Here is a 21,912-nt window from a genome sequence, read left to right on the forward strand (position 1 = left end):
ATGTGAGAGTAGGTCATCGTCAAGATTAAATTCCAAACCCCCTGTCTGCTAACGCAGACAGGGGGTTTGTTTTTGTGGGCAGAAAAACAGCCGCAGCTTCAAGCCTCCATTGCCGAGCAATGTTAAGGTTCGCCTTTGGATTTCGCTTTCTCCTAAGGATGCCGTCATGTCGGTTGCTACGCCTCTCAATGCGGGTTTTATGGTGGTTCATGGCAACCGCCTCGATGAGTTACGCAGCCTGGTTGTCAGCTGGATGCGCCTTTACCCGCTGGCTCCTCTGGAGAACGAAATTGCTCTGGTGCAGAGTAACGGCATCGCCCAATGGTTAAAGCTGGCTCTTGCCGAAGATGCCCGCGACGACGACCTCGGCGGCTGCGGTATTGCTGCAGCCGTGGACGTGCAGTTGCCCGGCAGTTTTTTGTGGCAGCTCTATCGGCTGGTACTGGGCAGTGAAGAAATCCCCGCCAAGTCATTGCTCGATAAAGCCCCGCTGACCTGGCGTTTGATGCGCCTGCTGCCTGCCCTTATCGATCAGCCGCACTTCGAACCCCTGCAGCGCTTCCTGACTCACGACACCGATCTGCGCAAGCGCTATCAGCTGTCTGAGCGTCTTGCCGACCTGTTCGACCAATATCAGGTATATCGCGCCGACTGGCTTGAGGACTGGGCCGCAGGTCGCCATCAATTGCGTAACGCCCGGGGCGAAAGCCCGGCCCTGAGCCCGGCTAACTGCTGGCAGGCCGAGTTGTGGCGTGCGCTTCTGCTCGATGTAGGTGAAGAGGGCATGTCACAGAGCCGTGCCGGCGTTCATCAGCGTTTTATGGACAAGATCAACAGCCTCGAGCAAGCCCCGCCCGGCTTGCCCGCGCGGGTGATCGTTTTTGGCATCTCGTCACTGCCTGCTCAGGCACTTGAAGCCCTGGCCGGGCTCGCCCGCTTCAGCCAGGTATTGTTGTGTGTGCACAACCCTTGCCGCCATCATTGGTCTGACATCGTTGCCGATAAAGATCTGCTGCGTCATCAGTACAAACGTCAGGCCCGCAAAAGCGGAATGCCTACAGCACTTGATCTGGATACCCTGCATCAGCATGCCCATCCCTTGCTGGCTGCCTGGGGTAAACAAGGCCGTGACTATATCAACCTGCTCGACAGCTACGACGAGCCCAACAGTTATCGCGCAGCTTTTCGCGATGGCCGTATCGACCTGTTCAGCGAAGTTGAACCGCTTAACCTGCTCAACCAGTTGCAGGACGATATTCTTGAGCTGCGCCCGCTCAACGAAACCCGGGAGCTATGGCCCGCCATCGATCTGGCACAGGATCGCTCAATACGCTTCCATGTTGCGCATAGTGCGCAGCGTGAAGTCGAGATCCTGCACGACCAGTTGCTCGCACGTTTCAGCGAGAACCCTCAGTTGCAGCCACGTGATGTGATTGTGATGGTGCCGGATGTGGACAGTTACGCGCCGCATATCCGTGCTGTTTTTGGGCAAATCGAACGTGATGATCGGCGCTTTATTCCCTACACCCTGGCCGACCAGGGGCAGCGTGGTCGTGATCCATTGCTGATCGCTCTCGAACACTTGCTTAAATTGCCTGACAGCCGTTTCCCCGTCAGTGAAATCCTGGATTTGCTCGACGTGCCATCACTGCGCGCCCGCTTCAAGGTGCAAGAGCGCGACTTGCCAACCTTGCATCGCTGGATTGAAGGCGCTGGCATTCGCTGGGGGTTGAATGCGCAGCAGCGTGCCGGTCTTGGTTTGCCCGAGCAACTGGAGCAAAACAGTTGGCGTTTTGGTTTGCGCCGCATGTTGCTCGGGTATGCCGTAGGCAGTGGTGAGGCCTGCGACGGTATTGAGCCCTACGATGAGATCGGGGGGCTGGATGCCGTACTGATCGGCCCGCTGGTAGCTTTACTCGATGCGTTGGAAATCGCTCATCAGGAGCTCTCGCAACCGGCATTGCCGCAGCTCTGGGGCGAGCGCCTGCAGGCTTTGGTGCAGCTGTTTTTCCAGGCCGAAACAGAGCACGACGACTACCTGTTGGCCCAGCTTGAAGAGCTGCGCGAAACCTGGCTCGAAACCTGTGAACTGGTTGGTCTGCAGGATGAGTTACCGCTGACCGTAGTACGCGAGGCCTGGCTTACCGGGCTTGACCAGGGCAAGTTGTCACAACGTTTCCTGGCCGGGGCGGTCAACTTCTGCACCCTGATGCCGATGCGGGCCATCCCCTTCAAGCTGGTATGCCTGCTGGGCATGAACGACGGCGACTACCCGCGAGCCCAGCCGCCGCTGGACTTCGATCTGATGGGCAGCGATTACCGCCCGGGCGATCGTTCGCGCCGCGAAGATGACCGTTACCTGCTTCTTGAAGCGCTGCTTTCGGCTCGTGATCAGCTTTATATCAGCTGGGTAGGGCGCAGTATTCGCGACAACAGCGAGCGTCCGGCCTGTGTCCTGATTGGCCAGCTGCGTGACCACCTTGCCAGTGGTTGGCATCTGCAAGGGGGCGGCGACCTGCTTGAGGCCATGACCCAAGAGCACCCACTGCAACCCTTTAGCACTCGTTACTTTCATGAAGGCAACCCTAACCTGTTCAGCTATGCGCGTGAATGGCAGCGCTTGCATGCGCCACAACCGGAGCCCGTTGGCCCCGGCACGCTTGGCGCGCATATCCAGGAAGAACCACTGAACCTGACGCAGTTACAGGATTTTTTGCGAAACCCAGTGCGCCACTTCTTTAGTCAGCGCCTGAAAGTATTCTTTGAGGCAGCGGAAGTACCTTTGGCCGATGAAGAACCTTTCGTACTCGACGCATTGCAGCGCTACACCTTGAGCGACAGCCTGCTTGAAGCTGCACTGGCGCAGCCGGATCAACTGGAAAGCGCCTTGCATACCCGTGCCCAGCGCCTGCAAGGCAGCGGTTTGCTGCCCATGGCCGGGTTTGGAGAGTGCCTGCAACACGAACTAATCGAGCCATTACCAGATGTACTACAGCGCTATCAGCAACTGCTGGCTCTTTGGCCTACACCGCTAAACAGCGCGTTGCCTGTCAGTTTTGAGGATCAAGGTCTGACGCTGGAAGGCTGGCTCGGCAATCTGCACCAGCGTAGCGACAAGGGCTTACTGTCTGTCACCACTATTCCTAATAGCATTGGTGCGATCAAAACCCGGAAATGGCACCGTTTGACCCGGCCATGGGTAAACCATCTGGCAGCCTGCGCCTGTGGCCTGCAGATGACGACCGCCCTGGTGGCCAGTGATGACACCTTGCTGCTCGAACCTCTGGACACCAAGCAGGCCCGGGAGATTCTTGGCAACTTGCTCACTGCCTGGAAAGTCGGGATGAGCCACCCGCTGCCTGTCGCGGTAAAAACTGCTTTTGCCTGGCTGGCCCAGACAGATCCGGCCAAGGCCGATGCGGCGGCGCAAAAAGCCTATGAGGGTGATGGCCAAACCAGTGACGGCGAGCGCCGTGAAAGCGCCGCCCTGGCCCGGCAGTTTCCTGACTATGCGGCCTTGATGGCTGGCGACGAATTCGAAGAGTGGTGCGATGCCCTCTATCGACCCCTTTTTGATGCGCCCTGGCGCTCATTAAACAGCGAGGCATCCCGCTAATGAGCGAGCAAACATTACCGCTGGCCCTGGCATTTCCCCTGCGCGGTAGCCAATTGATCGAGGCCAGTGCAGGCACCGGTAAAACCTTCACGATCTCGGCACTCTACCTGCGCCTGATTTTGGGGCATGGCGGCGTAGAATCGGGTTTTGGCCGTGAGCTATTACCACCGCAAATTCTCGTGGTGACCTTTACTGATGCTGCCACCAAAGAACTGCGCGACCGCATCCGTACCCGCCTGGCAGAAGCCGCACGCTATTTTCGTGGCGAGATCGACGCGCCGGATGCCTTGGTCGAAGAACTGCGTGACCAGTTTGCTCCCGAACAGTGGGCTGCTTGCGCCGGGCGTCTGGATATCGCCGCCCAATGGATGGACGAGGCTGCGGTCTCGACCATTCACGGTTGGTGCCAGCGCATGTTGCGCGAGCACGCTTTCGATAGCGGCAGCCTGTTTACCCAGACCCTGGAAACCGATCACAGCGACTTGCTGGGCGAAGTGCTGCGCGATTACTGGCGGCTGTTTTGCTACCCCATGCACGGCGACGCGCTGAACTGGGTGCGTGCCAACTGGAGCGGCCCCGCCGCCTTGATGCCGCGCGTGCGAGCGTTGTTTGGTAGCTCGCGCCAGCCAGCCAATGCTGAACAAACGCCTGCACAAATGATCGAGGCCTGCTTGCTGGAGCGCCGCCAGGCATTGGTGCAGCTTAAAGCCCCCTGGTTGCAATGGGCTCAAGAGCTGCGTGAGATCTGCCTGCAGGGCGTGGCCAGCAAAACGGTCGACGGTCGTAAAATGCAGGCCCGTTATTTTGAACCCTGGTTTGAAAAGCTCAGCGCCTGGGCGGCTGACGAAGATCAGGAACAGCTTGATCTGGGTACCGGCTTCACGCGTCTGACTCCCGACGGTATGGCCGAAGCCTGGAAAGGCGTTGCCCTGCAGCATCCGGGCCTGGATGCCATGCCCGGCCTCAAGGCCGCGCTCGATGGCTTGCCGAGCCCGGACGCCGCCGTGCTGCAGCATGCGGCGCACTGGGTGAGTGTGCGTTTTGAAGAAGAAAAACGCCGCCGTGCCGAAATGGGTTTCGACGATATGCTACTGCGCCTGGACTCGGCATTGCAGGCCGATGGCGGTGATCGTCTGGCGACCCTGATTCGTGAACAGTTCCCCGTGGCGCTGATCGATGAGTTCCAGGACACCGACCCCGTGCAGTACCGTATCTTCGAGACCATCTACCGGATTGAAGACAATTGCCCAGACACCGGGCTGTTTTTGATTGGCGACCCGAAACAGGCTATCTATGCCTTTCGCGGGGCGGATATCTACACCTACTTGCGCGCACGTCAGGCGACTGCAGGGCGCTTGCACACGCTGGATACCAACTTCCGCTCCAGTCACGCCATGGTCAAGGCAGTCAATCATGTCTTTGAGCGGGCCGAGCTGCGCGATAGCGGACGTGGGGCATTTTTGTTCCGCGAGGGTTCAGAAAACCCCGTGCCCTTTGTTTCGGTTAAATCCCAGGGGCGTAAGGAAGTCCTGCAGCTTGATGGCCAGCCTGTCAGCGCCCTGACGCTCTGGCAATTGCCCTCCGAGCAACCGCTGTCGGGTGCTGTGTATCGTCAGTATCTGGCGGCCGCCTGTGCCAGCCAGATTGTCGAGCTGCTTAATGGTGGCCAGCAAGGGCGCTGCGGTTTTATCAAGGACGGCGAAGCGCTGCGTGGCGTATTACCTGCCGACATCGCGATTCTCGTGCGTGACGGCAAGGAAGCTCAGGCCGTGCGGAGAGAATTATCGAGCCGTGGTGTGCGAAGCGTTTACCTGTCGGATAAGGATTCGGTGTACGCCGCGCAGGAAGCACATGATGTGCTGGCCTGGCTCAAGGCCTGCGCCGAGCCTGACGTCGAGCGCCCACTGCGTGCCGCATTGGCCTGTATCACCCTGGACTTGCCGCTGGTTGAGCTGGAGCGTCTGAACCAGGACGAACTGGCCTGGGAAAGACGTGTTATGCAGTTCCGCGGTTACCGCGAAACCTGGCGCAAGCAAGGGGTACTCGCCATGTTGCGTCGTCTGCTGCATGACTTTGAACTGCCCCAGGCCCTGATTGCCCGCCCCGATGGCGAGCGCGTTCTGACCAACGTCTTGCACTTGTCCGAATTGTTGCAGCAAGCCGCAGCCGAGCTGGACGGTGAGCAGGCGCTTATCCGTCATCTGGCCGAGCACCTGGCCTTGTCCGGCCAGGCGGGTGAAGAACAGATCCTGCGCCTGGAAAGTGACGAGCAACTGGTCAAGGTGGTGACTATCCACAAGTCCAAGGGGCTGGAGTACCCGTTGGTGTTTTTGCCGTTTATCTGCTCCGCAAAACCGGTGGATGGCAGTCGTCTGCCGCTGCACTTCCACGATGCTGCGGGCAACGCCCAGGTCAGTTTGAAACCGACGCCAGAGCTGATTGCCCAGGCCGATGACGAGCGTCTGGCCGAAGACCTGCGCTTGCTGTACGTAGCCCTGACCCGTGCCCGGCATGCGTGTTGGCTGGGGGTTGCCGACCTCAAGCGCGGCAATAGCAATCGCTCGGTCTTGCACCTCTGCGCCCTGGGTTATTTGCTGGGTGGTGGTGCCATGCTGGCCGAGTCGGCGGGCTTGCAGAGCTGGTTGGCCGAGGTGCAGCAAGGTTGCGACGCCTTGCAGTGCGAACCCGTTCCAGCTGCTGACGCGGCGCATTTTTATCCACCGCTCAACCAGGCAACCTTGCTTGAGCCGCTGATCCCGGGCCGCCGCGCCGCTGAAAACTGGTGGATCGCTTCCTATAGCGCACTGCGCATTGGTGACAGCCTCAGCCCGGCCGAAGCACCTGAAAGTGCCTTGGCGCAAAAGCTCTCGGATGATGAGCGCCTCGACCCTGAGGCACCGCGTGAAGTGTTGCTCAGTGGGGGTGATATTCACCGCTTCCCCCGTGGGCCAAATCCCGGGACTTTTCTCCATGGCCTGCTTGAGTGGGCGGGCAGCGAAGGCTTCAAGGCCGACCCCGAAGCGATCAAGGACGCTGTAGCACGGCGCTGCAACCGGCGTGGCTGGCAAGGCTGGATCGAAACCTTGAGTGACTGGCTGCAGCATCTGCAAGATGAACCGCTGCGTCTGAATAATGGTCAGCCCGCTGTGGTCTTGAGTGAGTTGAGCCAGTACCAGATTGAAATGGAATTCTGGTTTGCCAGCCACAAGGTCGATGTTGTGCAGATGGACACACTGGTGCGTCAGCATACCCACGGTGGCGCCGCGCGGGCGGGGGCCGAGCCGAGCCTGCTCAATGGCATGTTCAAGGGCTTTATCGACCTGACCTTTGAGCACCAGGGGCGTTATTACGTGGCGGACTACAAATCCAACTGGCTGGGTACCGATGATTCGGCCTACACCGAGCAGGCGATGACCGCCTCCATTCTGGACAACCGCTACGACCTGCAATATGTCCTGTATTTGTTGGCTTTGCATCGTCAGCTCAAGGCTCGATTGCCCGGCTATGACTACGACCAGCATATGGGCGGCGCACTGTATCTGTTTTTGCGTGGTACCCGCGCCCAGGGACAGGGCGTGTTTTTCACCCGCCCGCCCAGACTATTGATCGAAAGCCTGGACCTGATGTTCCAGGGCAAACCGCTGCCGAAAACAGCTGAACCGGCGTGGGAACAGGGAGTGTTGTTATGAGTCGTTCGTTTGCCGAACTGTTGCCTACGCCATTGACGGCCGAAAGCCTGGCCCTGCTTCAACCGCTGGGCCGGGCCGAGGATTTGCTGTTGTTACTTGAACGCTGGGTCGAGCGCGGCTGGTTGCGCGCTCTGGATAAGGCCTTCGTCGCGTTCCTGCATGAGCGCGATCCGCAGGGCGACCCCCTGGTGTTGCTGGCGGCGGCCCTGACCAGCCATCAACTGGGCCACGGTCATGTGTGCCTGGATTTGTTTGAAACCCTGAAAGAGCCGGATTTTGCACTCTCTTTACCCCCCGAAGGTGATGTGCAAACCGGCGCCATGCTGCTGCCTTCGCAACTGCTTGAGGCCCTGGACGGCGAGGCCTGGTGCAAGGCCCTGCAAGCCAGCCCGCTGGTTGAACACACGGGCTGGTCGTCTGCGGATGCGGCCAGCCGACCCTTGGTATTGAGTGAGCGGCGTCTGTATTTGCGTCGCTATTGGGCCTATGAACGTCGAATCGACGGTGCCTTGCGCCAACGTCTGGCGATGGCTGAAGCGACACCGGCGGATTTGCCTACGCGCCTTGACGGTTTGTTTGGCAGACCTGCACAGGATGCGCCGATTGACTGGCAAAAACTGGCCTGCGCCCTGGCCACGCGGGGAGCTTTCAGCATTGTCACTGGTGGCCCCGGCACCGGTAAGACCACCACCGTGGTGCGTTTGCTGGCGTTGTTGCAAGCACCGGCGGTAGAGGCGGGCACGCCTTTGCGCATTCGCCTGGCGGCACCGACCGGCAAGGCGGCTGCGCGCCTGACAGAGTCGATCAGCCTGCAAGTCAAATCCCTGGAAGTGGACGACAAGGTCCGGCAAAAAATCCCCAGCGACGTGACCACTGTTCATCGCCTGCTCGGCAGCCGCCCCGGTACGCGGCATTTTCGCCATCATGCGGGCAATCGCCTGCCGCTGGACGTGCTGGTGGTTGATGAGGCGTCGATGATCGATCTGGAAATGATGGCCAATTTGCTCGATGCCCTACCTGCTCATGCGCGGCTGGTGCTGCTGGGTGACAAGGACCAGTTGGCATCGGTTGAAGCCGGTGCCGTGCTGGGTGATTTGTGCCGCGACGCCGAAGCGGGCTGGTATACCCCGCAAACCCGAAACTGGCTGGAGCAGGTTAGCGGCGAAAATCTCAGTGCCAGTGGTTTGCAGCAAGACCTGGACAGTACGCACCCGCTGGCGCAGCAGGTAGTGATGCTGCGCCACTCGCGGCGCTTTGGTGAGGGCAGCGGTATTGGCCAGCTGTCGCGTCTGGTTAACCAGCAACTGCCCCGCGAAGCGCGAGCCTTGCTGGCGGCAGGCAGCCATGCCGACCTCTTTGCGTTGCCCCTGAAGGGTGAGCAGGACCGCGCATTTGAACGTCTGGCGCTGGAAGGGCGGGGGGCAGAGGCTAAAGGCTATCGGCACTACCTGGAGGTTTTGCGCGATCAGCGACCAGACACCGAGAGCGGTCTTGAAGACCCGTGTTGGGCGGTATGGGCGGGTAACGTGCTGCAGGCGTTCGAGGCCTTTCAGGTGCTCTGCGCCGTGCGCAAGGGACCGTGGGGCGTGGAGGGCCTGAATGAGCGTATCACCGGCGCCCTGTTTGCCCGCAAGCTGATTGATGGCGACCGGCATTGGTACGAAGGCCGCCCGGTGCTGATGACCCGCAATGATTACGGACTGGGCCTGATGAACGGCGATATTGGCATCGCCCTCACACTTCCCGAGGGTGATGGTCAGGCCCGGCGTCATGTATTGCGGGTGGCTTTCGCGCGTAACGACGGGCAGGGCGGCATCCGTTTTGTACTGCCAAGCCGGCTCAATGATGTCGAGACGGTCTATGCCATGACCGTACATAAATCCCAGGGCTCGGAGTTTTCCCATACGGCGTTGGTGCTGCCCGAAGCGCTCAACCCGGTGTTGACGAAAGAGCTGATCTATACCGGTATCACCCGGGCCAAGCACTGGTTCAGTCTGATAGAGCCGCGAGCGGGAGTTTTTGAGGAGGCCGTACAGCGCAAGGTCAAGCGCCTGAGCGGGTTGATGCTGGGGCTGGGATAGCCGAAGTCTTGATCCTGATCGGGGTACTTTTTTGTGGGAGCTGGCAAACTTGGGTGATGCCATCGCGAGCAAGCCCGCTCCCACAAGAAATGGCGCGTCCAATGTGACCTGTATCACAGTTAATACGGTTGTCGTGCTATCGTTACGACACTATTCCCATAAAGATCTCAGAGAAATCCCGCATGGATGTGGCTGTCTCATCGACAGAACAGCACTTTGGATGGCGGCTACGGCTGATTTCCTTTTGCCTGTTACTGCTGAGCACTCCTTGTCTGGTTCAGGCTCAAACGCCCATCAACCTGGCGGATCAGCGCGCCAAGGCCGTGACCCAGGTTGTGCTGGGCATCCTCAGTTATGCGCGCTGGCCCACAGAGCCGGCACAACTGCAGTTGTGCGTGATCGGCCCCACCGAATACACCGATGACCTGCTTAAGGGCGCGACCCAGTCTACTGGCCGACCGGTGCAGGTGCGTCGCGTGCTGGCGAGTGACCCCGGCATCGCCAGCAGTTGCAACGCGGTATACCTGGGCAAGCTGAGCGCCGACGAGCGCAGTCGCCTGTTTAGCAGCCTCAACACCAAGGCGGTGCTGAGCATCAGCGAAGACGGTGACCAATGCACCGTGGGCAGCCTGTTTTGCCTGCATGTGCGTGATGAGCAAGTGTCGTTCGAGGTCAACCTCGACTCCGTCGCCCGCAGCGGTGTACGTATTCACCCCAGTGTGTTGCAACTGTCACGCCGTCGGGCGGCGCAGCCATGAGCGGGTTGAATGCGCCGCAACGACGTCGCCGGCTGCGTTCGGTGTTGCGCCGTGGGCATCTTGGCGTGGCACTGGTTGCGGTGACACTGGCCAGCGCCTCCATGACCCTGCTGGGCGTGCTGGCGCTCAAGGTCTATGCCGATCACAACCTGCACCTGATTGCCCGCTCCATCAACTACACCGTGGAAGCGGCCGTGGTGTTTGACGACCCCGGGGCAGCAACCGAGGCCCTGGCCTTGATTGCTTCCACCGAAGCGGTCGCCGAGGCTCAGGTGTATACCGCCGAGGGTGAACTGCTCGCGCAATGGCAGCGTCCGCAAACCGATCTGCTGTCCAGGGTCGAAATGCTGTTGGCCGATGGCTTGCTGCAGCAGCCGATCAGCATGCCGATTTTGCATCAGGGCCAGGAGGTTGGCCGGGTCGTTCTGCGCGGGCATGGCGCCAATATGCTGCGTTTTTTGCTTAGCGGCTTGCTTGGCGTGCTGGTGTGTACCGCGCTCAGTGCCTGGAGTGCGCTGTACCTGTCGCGCCGGCTGCTGGATGGCATTACCGGGCCTTTGCAGCAGCTGGCGCAAGTGGCCCACGCTGCCCGTCGTGAACGTGCGTTCGATCGTCGCGTACCGCCCGCGCATATTGCCGAGCTCGATAGTCTGGGCAACGACTTCAATGCCCTGCTCGACGAGCTGGAGTCATGGCAAAGCCATCTGCAAAACGAAAATGAGGCCCTGGCTCATCAGGCCAGCCACGATTCGCTCACCAACCTGCCTAACCGCGCCTACTTTGAAGCCCGGTTGACGCGCACTCTGCGCTCGCTCAATAAAACGCGGGACAAGGCTGCGGTGCTGTTTCTCGACAGTGACCGCTTCAAGGGTATCAATGATGCCTACGGCCATGCCGCCGGTGATGCGGTGCTGGTAGCGGTAGCAACGCGCATTCGTGCGCAACTGCGTGAAGACGACGTAGTGGCGCGCCTGGGCGGTGACGAATTTGCGATCTTGCTGACTCCGCTGCACAAAATAGAAGATGCCCAGCGCATTGCCGAGAAGATCATTGCCAGCATGCTTGAGGCCATCGAACTGCCGGGGCAGGTGAGCGTCGTGACATCGCTGAGTATCGGCATTGCCGTCTACCCCGAACATGGTGCAAGCGCCCAGGAACTGCTCTGTGCAGCGGACTCGGCGATGTACCAGGCCAAGCGCCTCGCCCGAGGCGGGCAACATGTAGCGGAGTCGGAGCACCCCGCAAACACCGTAAATATCAGGAGCTAACTCAAAAATGCGTGCATTGACCCAGCGTTATCTGCAGTTTTTCAGCGTTGCCTTGTTGTTGGCCACGTTGTCGTTGACCGGTTGCCAGACTCCCCCGCCAAAGGGTCTGACCCCGGCGCAGATTGCGGTCCTCAAGGAACAGGGCTTTGAGTTGACCGAAGAGGGCTGGGCATTTGGTCTTTCGGGCAAAGTGCTGTTTGGCAGCGACCTTGAAGTGCTTAACCCACAGAGCCAGGAAATCGTTGAGCGTATCGGCACGGCCTTGCTGGGTGCCGATATCCAGCGGGTGCGGGTGGATGGTCACACCGACTCTTCGGGCAAGGAGTCCTACAACGAGCAACTGTCGGTACGCCGCGCCAACAGCGTGGTCAAGGCCCTGACCAAAGTTGGCATGCGCCCTGAGAATATCCAGGTCCGTGGGTTGGGTAGTCGCGAGCCGGTAGCCAGCAACAACACCCGGGCCGGGCGTACGGAAAACCGCCGTGTGTCGATTGTGGTGATTGCCGACTGATAAGCCGGGTCCGTAGCAGCAGCCTCGTTCCTTCGGCAGCTGCTACGGGGCGGTGTGGTCAGTCCACAAACCTCATGCCCCGGGTCTCGCCCAGCAACAGCGGCGCATTCAGTTCCGTCACTTCGCGGATGTAATCCCATAGCAGGGTGATGCGTTTCAACTTCCTCAGATCTTCGCGGCAGTACATCCAGAACTGCCGTGTCAGGGTGACCTCGCCCGGCAATACCGGCAGCAAACGCGGGTCCTGGGCGGCCAGAAAGCACGGCAAAATCGCCAGCGAGCGGCCCTGCTGCGCTGCCACGAATTGCGCAATCACGCTGGTGCTGCGCAGGTTGGCGCTGGCGCCAGGCAGCACGTTGGCCAGGTACAGCAGCTCCGAACTGAACGCCAGATCGTCCACATAGCTAATAAAAGTGTGCTCGGCCAAATCCGCCGCCCGGTTGATAGGCGGGTGCTGGTCCAGATACTCCTGGGTGGCATACAGCTGCAAGCGGTAGTCGCATAGCTTGCAGCACACATAGGGCCCGTGTTCCGGACGCTCCAGCGCGATCACGATATCCGCCTCGCGCTTGGACAAGCTGATGAAGTGCGGCAGGGGCAGGATATCCACTGAAATGGCCGGGTAGGCGTCGACAAAATGGCTGAGCTGAGGGGTGATAAAAAAGCTCCCGAACCCCTCCGTGCAACCCATGCGCACATGCCCGGACAACGCCACCCCCGAGCCCGACACCTGCTCGCAGGCCATATGCAGGGTACTTTCGATGGCCTCGGCATAGCCCAGCAAGCGCTGGCCCTCGTTGGTCAGGGTGAAGCCGTTGGTGCGTGATTTTTCAAACAGCAGTGTGCCGAGGGCAGCCTCCAGCGAACTGATGCGTCGCGATACGGTGGTGTAGTCCACCGCCAGCCGTTTGGCCGCAGTGCTGGCTTTACGGGTACGGGCCACCTCGAGAAAAAACTTCAGGTCGTCCCAGTTCAATGCGCTTAACGATGTGATGTTTTTTTGCATGTTTGATCGGCTTTTATGTGCGTTCTTATTAGAAGAACGCACACCTATACTCCAAAAACAGTCCTGCGACCAATCTGGACAGCCCTACTTAAAATAATAATGCCGGAGACTTCCATGAACGTTTCTACCACCCCGTACCAAAACGCCCGCCTGCTGATCGATGGCGAATGGGTCGAGTCGCAGACCACCGAGTGGCACGACATCATCAACCCCGCCACTCAGCAAGTGCTGGCCAAAGTACCGTTTGCCACTGCCGCTGAAGTCAACGCCGCCATCGCTGCCGCCCAGCGCGCTTTCCAGACCTGGAAGCTGACGCCCATTGGCGCGCGCATGCGCATCATGCTCAAGCTGCAGGCGCTGATTCGCGAGCACTCCAAGCGCATCGCCACTGTGCTCAGTGCCGAACAGGGTAAAACCATTGCCGACGCCGAAGGCGATATTTTCCGCGGCCTGGAAGTGGTCGAGCATGCTTGCTCCATCGGCACCTTGCAGATGGGTGAATTCGCTGAAAACGTTGCGGGCGGGGTGGATACCTACACCTTGCGCCAACCTATCGGGGTCTGCGCCGGGATCACACCGTTCAATTTCCCGGCCATGATTCCGCTATGGATGTTCCCGATGGCCATCGCCTGCGGTAACACCTTCGTTCTCAAACCGTCCGAGCAAGACCCGCTGTCGACCTTGATGCTGGTCGAGCTGGCGCTGGAAGCCGGGGTTCCGCCGGGTGTGCTCAACGTCGTGCATGGCGGCAAGGATGTGGTGGATGCGCTGTGCACCCACACCGATATCAAAGCGGTTTCGTTCGTTGGCTCAACCGCCGTCGGTACCCACGTTTATGACCTGGCGGGCCGTCACGGCAAGCGCGTGCAATCGATGATGGGCGCGAAAAACCACGCCGTGGTGTTGGCCGATGCCAACCGCGAGCAAACCCTCAACGCGCTGGTCGGTGCCGGTTTTGGCGCAGCCGGCCAACGCTGTATGGCTACCTCGGTGGTGGTACTGGTGGGGGCGGCGAAAAAATGGCTGCCGGACCTCAAGGCGCTGGCGCAAAAACTCAAGGTCAACGCCGGCAGCGAGGCGGGTACGGATGTAGGTCCGGTGATCTCCAGGCGTGCTAAAGAGCGGGTACTGGGGTTGATCGAAAGCGGCATCAAAGAAGGCGCAGTGCTGGAACTGGAAGGCCGCAACATCAAGGTCCCGGGTTTCGAACAAGGCAACTTTATCGGGCCGACCCTGTTTTCAGGCGTCACCACCGATATGCAAATCTATACCCAGGAAATTTTCGGCCCGGTGCTGGTGGTGATTGAGGTCGATACCCTCGACCAGGCCATTGCACTGGTCAACGCCAACCCGTTTGGCAACGGCACCGGCCTGTTTACCCAAAGCGGCGCTGCAGCGCGCAAGTTCCAGACTGAAATCGATGTGGGCCAGGTCGGTATCAATATCCCGATCCCGGTGCCGGTGCCGTTCTTCAGCTTCACGGGTTCCCGTGGCTCGAAACTCGGCGATCTTGGCCCGTACGGCAAGCAAGTGGTGCAGTTCTATACTCAAACCAAGACCGTCACCAGTCGCTGGTTCGACGATGACAGCGTGAATGATGGCGTCAACACAACCATCAATCTTCGTTGAGGGCACACAGCATGAATATCGCATTTATCGGCCTGGGCAACATGGGCGCACCAATGGCGCGCAACCTGCTCAAGGCCGGGCATTCGCTGAACCTGTTTGATCTGAACCAAAGCATTCTCGCCGAGCTGGCCGCCCTGGGTGGCCATATCAGCACCTCGCCTCGGGAGGCCGCCCAAGGCACCGAACTGGTGATCACCATGCTCCCGGCTGCTGCCCATGTGCGCAGCGTGTGGCTGGGTGAGGACGGCGTGCTGGCTGGCATCGGCGCAGGTGTACCCGCCGTTGATTGCAGCACCATCGACCCGCAGACCGCCCGCGATGTCGCCGCTGCAGCCGCCAAACAGGGCGTGCAGATGGCCGATGCGCCGGTGTCCGGCGGCACCGGTGGCGCGCAGGCGGGCACCCTGACCTTTATGGTCGGCGCTCCCCAGGCGCTGTTCGACACCCTGCACCCTGTACTCGAACAAATGGGCCGCAACATCGTCCATTGCGGGGATGTGGGCACCGGCCAAGTGGCTAAAATCTGCAACAACCTGCTGCTCGGGATCTCCATGGTCGGCGTCAGCGAGGCCATGGCCCTGGGGGCTGCACTGGGTATCGACAGCGAAGTACTGGCCGGGGTGATCAACAGCTCCACCGGGCGCTGCTGGAGCTCGGAGGTGTACAACCCGTGGCCGGGCATCGTTGAAACCGCCCCTGCGTCACGCGGCTATACCGGTGGATTTGGTGCCGAGCTGATGCTCAAGGATCTGGGGCTGGCCACCGAGGCAGCACGTCAGGCCCACCAGCCTGTGGTGATGGGTGCCGTGGCGCAACAGCTGTATCAGGCCATGAGCCTGCGCGGCGAAGGCGGCAAGGATTTCTCGGCCATCATCAACAGCTATCGCAAACCTCAGTAACTGGTCGCTTTACCGGGAGCCCGCGTCGGGCGGGCTCCCGGGTTTTTTGCGTGGTTTCACTCAGGCAAAAACGAAATACTTGCGCACGGTTTCAACCACTTCCCATGTGCCTTTCATGCCCGGCTCGACCACAAAGATATCCCCGGCCCGCAGATGGATCGGTTCTTTGCCCTCTGGGGTGATGATGCAATAGCCCTCACGGAAATCGCAGTATTCCCACTTCACATATTCCACATACCACTTGCCGGGCGTGCAAATCCACGTGCCCATGATCTTGCTGCCGTCTTCGCTGGTGTAGGCGTTGAGGTTGACGGTATGGGGGTCGCCTTCGAGTTTTTCCCATTTGCAGGCATCGAGCACGGGCAGGGGATGGGTGTCGCGAAGCACGGTGATTGGCGCAGACATAAGACCTCCGGTGATGGGTTATCGAACCTCACCCTAACCGCAGCGATACTCTGACAGATGCCTGGTTCCGACCCCCAGATGCGCAAAAGCCCCGGCACTGTTTTCAGTGCCGGGGCTTTTTTGTAACAGCCAAATGCTTAGTGCGAGTTGGCCAGAGCCTTACCGGTGCGCAGGCGCAGCACATAGAAGCCGTAGATGATCAGCAGCCACACCGGAATCGCATACACCGACGCACGAACGTCGGGGATCATCCAGATAACCGAGACGATCACCGCCATAAACACCAGGCACAGGATATTGCTGAACGGGAACCAGAATGCCTTGAACGAAGGCGTCACGCCCTGAACGGCCATGGCCTTGCGGAACTTGATATGGGTGAGGCTGATCAGTGCCCAGTTGATCATCAGCGAGGCAACCACCAGGGCAAACAGCAGCTCCAGTGCCTTGTGCGGGGCCACATAGTTGACCACCACGCACAACAGCGTCACCAGTGCCGACACGCCCAGTGCACGCAACGGCACGCCATTTTTGGTCAGCTTCATCAGGGCTTTGGGGGCATCACCCTGCTCGGCCAGGCCAAACAGCATGCGGCTGTTGCAGTACACGCCGCTGTTATAGACCGACAGCGCGGCAGTCAGTACCACAAAGTTGAGGATTTGCGCGGCGGTATCACTGCCGATCAAGGCAAAGATCTGCACAAACGGGCTGCTGCCGTAGGCATCGCCGCCGGCGCCCAGGGTTACCAGCAACTGGTCCCACGGGTACAGTGCCAGCAGCACGGTCAGGGCGCCCACGTAGAAAATAAGGATCCGGTACACCACCTGGTTGATGGCCTTGGGGATCACCTTTTTCGGCTCGCTGGCTTCCGCCGCGGTGATACCCACCAGCTCCAGGCCACCGAAGGAAAACATGATAAAGGCCATGGCCATCAGTAGCCCCATGCCGCCATTGGGGAAGAACCCGCCGTGGCTCCACAGGTTGCTGATCGACGCCTGAGGGCCGCCGGTGCCGCTGAACAGCAGGTAGCAACCCAGGACGATCATGCCGACAATCGCCACCACCTTGATAATGGCAAACCAGAATTCCATTTCGCCGAACACTTTCACGTTCAGGGTATTGATCAGGTTGACCAGTACAAAGAACACCACGGCGCTGACCCAGGTTGGCACCTCGGGCCACCAGAACTGGATGTACTTGCCCACGGCCGTCAGCTCGGCCATGCCCACCAGCACATACAGTACCCAATAGTTCCAGCCCGAAAGAAACCCCGCATAACCGCCCCAGTACTTGTGGGCAAAGTGGCTGAAGGAACCGGCCACTGGCTCTTCGACGATCATTTCGCCGAGTTGGCGCATGATCAGGAACGCGATAAAGCCGGCGATCGCATAGCCCAGGATCATCGACGGCCCGGCCGACTTGAGTACGCCCGCCGACCCCAGAAACAGGCCCGTACCGATAGCGCCGCCCAGGGCAATCAGCTGGATATGGCGGTTTTTCAAACCGCGTTTGAGTGTGACCGGGGGGGAATTAGCGTCAGCCATCGGGTGCCCTGTGAGTTGTTATTCTCAAAACTGGATAAAAGTACCCGTGGGCAAAGGCGCCCCGGGTGTCGCAAGCCCCGGATATTACTCTGGGTAAAAACCAAGGCATACAGGCTGGCAGTAAACGGCGACTATTCTTACAAGCTCAAAGCTTCCAGCAATGCCATGGCATAGGTGGGCAATTGCGCAAACGAGCGGGCGCACAGCAGCAATTTGCGATCAGCCCAGGGCTCGCTCAAATTCACCACTTCAAAGGTGCGCGGGGCCTGCCAGCGCTCGATGGTGGCCCTGGGCACAATCCCCAGCCCGGCGCCGCGAGCGACCATGCGCAATACCCCGTCAAAGCCTTCGGCACGGATACGCACCTGCATGCGACACCCCATATGCAGTGCCTGTTCTTCCAAGTACACCGCCAGCGCGCTGCTGGCCGACAACCCGACATAGTCATGGCTCAGGGTGTCGCTGAACGAGAGGCCGGGCCTGTGGGCCAGCGGGTGGTCTAGGGGCATGACCAGTACCAGCGGGTCATCGCGAAAGGGCCGGGTTTGCAGGTCACGGGTGTCTACCGCGTTGGAGATCACACCGATATCGGCGGCGTCCAGGCGCAGGGCATGGGTGATGCGCAGGCTGGTGAGTTCTTGCTGGTCGACGCTTATGGCAGGGTGCTGGCGTACAAAGTCGGCGAGCAGCTCGGGCAGGTATTCGGTGAGGGCGGCGGTGTTGCACAGCAGGCGGATACGGCCTTTGAAGCCCTGGGCGTATTCGCTCAGGTCGTGGTTCATGCGCTCCACCTGCTGCAACAGTAACCGGGCATGTTGGGCCAGCGCTTGCCCGGCAGGGGTAGGGCTGATGCCACGACGGCTGCGCTGCAAAAACGCCACGCCCTGGGACGCTTCCATCGCCCGGATCCGCGCACTGGCGGCAGGCAGCGATAGGTGGCTGAGGCTGGCGCCGGCGGTGATATTGCCTGCCTGCAGCACATTCAAATACAGACGCAGGTCAACCAGGTCGAAGTGCATGAAAGGTCCTTGAAGATCCTGTAAAGATTCTAAATAGCGCCGCAAACCGCTGTTGTAGCAGCTGCCGAAGGCTGCGTTCGGCAGCTGCTACGGGTGAGGGGTTCTGCCTATTGTCAGGCGATAGGCAGACTCTGTGCATGGCGCATTTTCAGGCGCTGGCCCATGCCCCAGCATAGGCCCATGAAAACACTTGTCGAGTTTTACCAACACCTGGGATGGGCCTTGTCACTGCTGGTGATAGTGACCTTTTTGCTGGCCGGTACGGTCAAGGGCGTCATCGGCCTGGGCCTGCCGACTGTCGCCATGGGTATGCTTGGGCTGGCTATTGCTCCGGCGCAGGCTGCGGCTCTGCTGATTATCCCGTCCATCGTGACCAACGCCTGGCAACTGGCCGCCGGCGGCCAGTTGCGGGGGTTGCTCAAACGTCTGTGGCCCATGCAGCTGGGGATTTTTATCGGCACCGCGTCAGGCATGCTGTGGCTCAGTATCGATGGCGGTAGCTGGGTGGTACGAGCGCTGGGCGCGGCCCTGTTGCTTTATGCCCTCAGCGGGTTGTTCCTGCCCACCCTGCGCGTAGCCCCGCAACGGGAGCCCTGGCTGGGCCCGGTGTGCGGGCTGATCACCGGGATCATCACCTCGGCTACCGGGGTGTTTGTGATCCCTGCCGTGCCCTATCTGCAAGCCCTGGGCCTGAGCAAAAACCAGTTGGTGCAGGCCTTGGGTTTGTCCTTCAGCGTCTCCACATTGGCCCTTGCCGCCGGGCTGTACTGGCGCGGCAACCTGGCTGGCGCTGAGCTCAATGCCTCATTGCTGGCGCTGTTGCCCGCCATGCTCGGCATGTGGCTGGGGCAATGGTTGCGCCAGCGCATCAGCGCCTTGCTGTTTAAGCGGGTGTTTTTTATCGGCATGGCGCTGCTGGGTACTCACTTGGTAATCAATAATTAACAATCGATTCGTGCTGTAGCGGCAAAGGTGATTTGACCCATCACGGGTTTTTCTCATGCGAGGGCAACGATATTCTGCCGACATGTTTTTGAACCCCCCTGTCGCTCAACAGCGCTGAGGGTTTAACCCCCTGGAGGCTGATGATGAAAAAAATACTCTTGCTTAACGGTGCGAAAAAATTCGCCCACTCCGATGGTCGCTACAACCTGACCATGCACGACACTGCGCTGGCGTTTTTTGATCGTCAGGGTTTTGAAGTCAAAGTGACCCATATCGACGAAGGCTACGATATCGCCGAAGAAGTGGAAAAATTTCTCTGGGCTGACGTAATCATCTACCAAATGCCGGGCTGGTGGATGGGCGCGCCATGGATCGTTAAAAAGTACATGGATGAAGTGTTCACCGAGGGTCACGGCAAACTTTACGCCAGTGACGGCCGCACCCGTTCCGACGCTTCGCAGCGCTACGGCAGCGGCGGCCTGATTCAGGGCAAGCAGTACATGCTGTCGCTGACCTGGAACGCACCGCAGCAGGCGTTCGATGACCCGGCCGACTTCTTTGAAGGCAAGGGCGTGGACGCGGTGTACTTCCCGTTCCACAAGGCTAATGAATTTTTGGGCATGACCGGCCTGCCGACTTTCCTGTGTGTTGACGTGATGAAACGTCCGCAGCCAGACGTTGATGCGGCCCGTTACGAGCAGCACCTGGCCGAGGTGTTTGGCCTGAAGGCGTAAGCGACGCCGGGGTGGGAGCGGGCTTGCTCGCGATGCAGGCAACTCGGTTGTTATGACGAACCGCGGTGATACCATCGCGAGCAAGCCCGCTCCCACACGTAGATAAGGTCGACCGCGTGAAAGCCAGATCCGATGAGCTGCAAATCTTTGTTTCGGTGATCGAGTGCGGCTCGATATCTGCCGCCGCCGAGCAGGCCGGGCAAACGCCTTCGGCCGTGAGCCGTACGCTGTCACGGCTGGAGGCCAAGCTTGAAACCACGCTGATCAACCGCACCACGCGGCGCATGGACCTGACCGAGGAGGGCAAGTTCTTTTTCGAACGGGCCAAATTGATCCTTGAGCAAATGGACGAGCTGGAAGAGCGCCTGATCTCGCACCAGCGTACCCCCTCCGGGCGCTTGCGCATCAATGCCGCCGCGCCGTTTGTGCTACATGCCATCGTGCCGTATATCCCTGAATTCCGTGCCCTGTACCCCGAGATCCAGCTGGAACTCAACAGCAACGATCTGATTATCGACCTGCTGGAACAAAGCACCGATATTGCCATTCGTATCGGCACCCTGGCCGACTCCACCCTGCATGCCCGCTCCCTGGGGTGCAGCCCGCTGAATATCCTCGCCAGCCCGGACTACATTGCCGCCCACGGCATGCCCACAAATGTTGCGGATTTGGCCCACCATACCCTGATAGGTTTTACCCAGAACGATGGCCTCAACCAGTGGCCGCTGCGTTATGCGCAGGGCGACCGCTGGCCCATTCAGCCTGCCATCAGTGCCTCAAGCGGTGAAACCGTACGTCATCTGGCGTTGCAAGGTCAGGGCATCGCCTGCCTGTCGCACTTTATGACCCACGAAGATATCAGCGCCGGGCGCCTGCAGGTGGTGCTGGGCGAGTTCAACAGCGGCTATCGCCAGCCGATCCATGCTGTGTATTACCGCAACTCGCAGCTGGCGCTGCGCATTCAGTGCTTTCTGGACTTTATCCAGGCCAAGCTGGCCAGCTACGCGATCTGCGACAAGCCCACAGGGCTTGAGTGAGGTTCCTACATATAAAGCAACGTCTGCACCTACTGCGTCGCTTTCTATTGAGGGACGATTCCTAGAGAATCCTTGCTGTCTTGTGGCGCTGCAAACGGGTGGCTAGTCTCGCCGGGTCGCTGATTTCAGTGACCGGTTTTGACAGACCGTTGAGGGATATCAAGATGGACGCCAACAACTTTTCATCGTGTTACGGCGGCTGCGTACGGGGCACTTTCGAGTGCGCCGGGTCTTGATATCTCTCCTCGGTCTGTCAACCCGCACGCAGCTGCCACCCTTACCGATTGACAGCGGGACAGTGGCAGTTCTTTCAGCCTGTTTTCGAGAGATTTTGCCATGAAAAAAATTGTTCCCGACCCTCCGCTGCTCACCACCGCCCATCAGGGCACGTCGCTATTTAGCATCAACCCCGGCGTACCGATGCAGGAGGCGCTCAAACATGCCTCGCTGTTGCTCAAGGGCGCAGAACTGACCGCCGACGACATCCGTTCCCACCTCAGCGGTTTTGAGGCCGAGCAGTTGTGGTGCGTAATTCACGGCGTCGAGCTGGCCCGTGGTCTGGTGGATGCACTGATCACCGAAACGCGCACATAACGCCCTCTGTAGCAGCTGCCGAAGGAACGAGGCTGCGTCCGGCTGCGCAGCAGTCGTAAAACCCTACAACCTGGTGTTTCAGGAATACCGCGTTTGCAGGATTTGCGACGACTTCGTCGTCGAACGCAGCCTCGTTCCTTCGGCAGCTGCTACCAGTTCTGTTTTGGTGCAGAACCGCGC

General features: G+C 59.9%; 16 protein-coding genes. 12 read left to right on the plus strand and 4 right to left on the minus strand.

The window, feature by feature from the left end; genetic code table 11:
• The first annotated feature begins 166 nt into the window (after window positions 1–166).
• The 6 genes from recC (at window position 167) to QN377_RS13270 (ending at window position 11,923) form a co-directional block, all read left to right on the plus strand.
• Window positions 167–3,616 (plus strand): exodeoxyribonuclease V subunit gamma, encoded by a 3,450-nt coding sequence (gene recC, locus QN377_RS13245; RefSeq protein WP_095002458.1) that lies wholly within the window; start codon window positions 167–169, stop codon window positions 3,614–3,616.
• The gene (gene recB / locus QN377_RS13250; protein ID WP_322212281.1) at window positions 3,616–7,305 is read left to right on the plus strand and encodes an exodeoxyribonuclease V subunit beta; all 3,690 of its coding nucleotides are present in this window, start codon (window positions 3,616–3,618) and stop codon (window positions 7,303–7,305) included. The genes recC and recB overlap by 1 nt, the downstream gene beginning before the upstream one ends.
• The gene (gene recD / locus QN377_RS13255) at window positions 7,302–9,386 is read left to right on the plus strand and encodes an exodeoxyribonuclease V subunit alpha (protein ID WP_095018712.1); all 2,085 of its coding nucleotides are present in this window, start codon (window positions 7,302–7,304) and stop codon (window positions 9,384–9,386) included. Before recB ends, recD begins: the two co-directional genes overlap by 4 nt.
• Before the next feature lie 182 nt (window positions 9,387–9,568).
• Window positions 9,569–10,144: a YfiR family protein gene (locus tag QN377_RS13260; RefSeq protein WP_095002461.1), complete on the plus strand. Its 576-nt coding sequence runs from the start codon at window positions 9,569–9,571 to the stop codon at window positions 10,142–10,144.
• The gene (locus tag QN377_RS13265; RefSeq protein ID WP_095002462.1) at window positions 10,141–11,412 is read left to right on the plus strand and encodes a diguanylate cyclase domain-containing protein; all 1,272 of its coding nucleotides are present in this window, start codon (window positions 10,141–10,143) and stop codon (window positions 11,410–11,412) included. The genes QN377_RS13260 and QN377_RS13265 overlap by 4 nt, the downstream gene beginning before the upstream one ends.
• Window positions 11,413–11,419: 7 nt before the next feature.
• Entirely contained in the window at window positions 11,420–11,923 is a 504-nt protein-coding gene (locus QN377_RS13270) for an OmpA family protein (RefSeq protein ID WP_095002463.1), read from the plus strand.
• Window positions 11,924–11,981: 58 nt separating this feature from the next.
• Here QN377_RS13270 and QN377_RS13275 read toward each other — a convergent pair whose 3' ends face one another.
• Complete coding sequence (locus tag QN377_RS13275; RefSeq protein WP_095002464.1) at window positions 11,982–12,929, minus strand: LysR family transcriptional regulator; 948 nt, start codon at window positions 12,927–12,929, stop codon at window positions 11,982–11,984.
• A 114-nt stretch (window positions 12,930–13,043) separates the two neighbouring features.
• On the opposite strand from QN377_RS13275, the gene QN377_RS13280 reads away from it, so the two are divergent.
• Window positions 13,044–14,558: a CoA-acylating methylmalonate-semialdehyde dehydrogenase gene (locus QN377_RS13280; RefSeq protein ID WP_322212284.1), complete on the plus strand. Its 1,515-nt coding sequence runs from the start codon at window positions 13,044–13,046 to the stop codon at window positions 14,556–14,558.
• Between the two features lie 11 nt (window positions 14,559–14,569).
• A complete protein-coding gene (mmsB, locus tag QN377_RS13285) occupies window positions 14,570–15,457 on the plus strand; it encodes a 3-hydroxyisobutyrate dehydrogenase (RefSeq protein WP_095002466.1) in 888 nt (295 codons plus the stop codon).
• A 60-nt stretch (window positions 15,458–15,517) separates the two neighbouring features.
• On the opposite strand, the gene QN377_RS13290 is transcribed toward mmsB, so the two are convergent.
• From QN377_RS13290 to QN377_RS13300, 3 genes are all read right to left on the minus strand, one after another.
• The gene (locus tag QN377_RS13290) at window positions 15,518–15,862 is read right to left on the minus strand and encodes a cupin domain-containing protein (protein ID WP_016783536.1); all 345 of its coding nucleotides are present in this window, start codon (window positions 15,860–15,862) and stop codon (window positions 15,518–15,520) included.
• A gap of 137 nt (window positions 15,863–15,999) precedes the next feature.
• On the minus strand, window positions 16,000–17,403 hold the full coding sequence (locus QN377_RS13295; protein ID WP_095018713.1) for an amino acid permease: 1,404 nt from the start codon (window positions 17,401–17,403) through the stop codon (window positions 16,000–16,002).
• 137 nt (window positions 17,404–17,540) lie between these two features.
• The gene (locus QN377_RS13300; RefSeq protein WP_095018714.1) at window positions 17,541–18,422 is read right to left on the minus strand and encodes a LysR substrate-binding domain-containing protein; all 882 of its coding nucleotides are present in this window, start codon (window positions 18,420–18,422) and stop codon (window positions 17,541–17,543) included.
• Between the two features lie 180 nt (window positions 18,423–18,602).
• On the opposite strand from QN377_RS13300, the gene QN377_RS13305 reads away from it, so the two are divergent.
• The 4 genes from QN377_RS13305 to QN377_RS13320 all read left to right on the plus strand — a co-directional run bounded on the left by QN377_RS13305 (window position 18,603) and on the right by QN377_RS13320 (window position 21,732).
• The gene (locus QN377_RS13305; protein ID WP_095018715.1) at window positions 18,603–19,367 is read left to right on the plus strand and encodes a sulfite exporter TauE/SafE family protein; all 765 of its coding nucleotides are present in this window, start codon (window positions 18,603–18,605) and stop codon (window positions 19,365–19,367) included.
• Between the two features lie 143 nt (window positions 19,368–19,510).
• On the plus strand, window positions 19,511–20,101 hold the full coding sequence (locus QN377_RS13310) for an NAD(P)H-dependent oxidoreductase (RefSeq protein ID WP_095002471.1): 591 nt from the start codon (window positions 19,511–19,513) through the stop codon (window positions 20,099–20,101).
• 116 nt (window positions 20,102–20,217) lie between these two features.
• On the plus strand, window positions 20,218–21,138 hold the full coding sequence (locus tag QN377_RS13315) for a LysR family transcriptional regulator (RefSeq protein ID WP_095002472.1): 921 nt from the start codon (window positions 20,218–20,220) through the stop codon (window positions 21,136–21,138).
• A 336-nt stretch (window positions 21,139–21,474) separates the two neighbouring features.
• Window positions 21,475–21,732 carry a DUF3077 domain-containing protein gene (locus tag QN377_RS13320; RefSeq protein ID WP_095018716.1) on the plus strand — a complete coding sequence of 86 codons (258 nt, stop codon included), beginning with the start codon at window positions 21,475–21,477 and terminating at the stop codon, window positions 21,730–21,732.
• The last annotated feature ends 180 nt before the right edge of the window (window positions 21,733–21,912 follow it).

This window comes from Pseudomonas sp. CCC4.1 (genome assembly GCF_035019225.1).
In the GTDB taxonomy this organism is placed as follows: domain Bacteria; phylum Pseudomonadota; class Gammaproteobacteria; order Pseudomonadales; family Pseudomonadaceae; genus Aquipseudomonas; species Aquipseudomonas bubulae.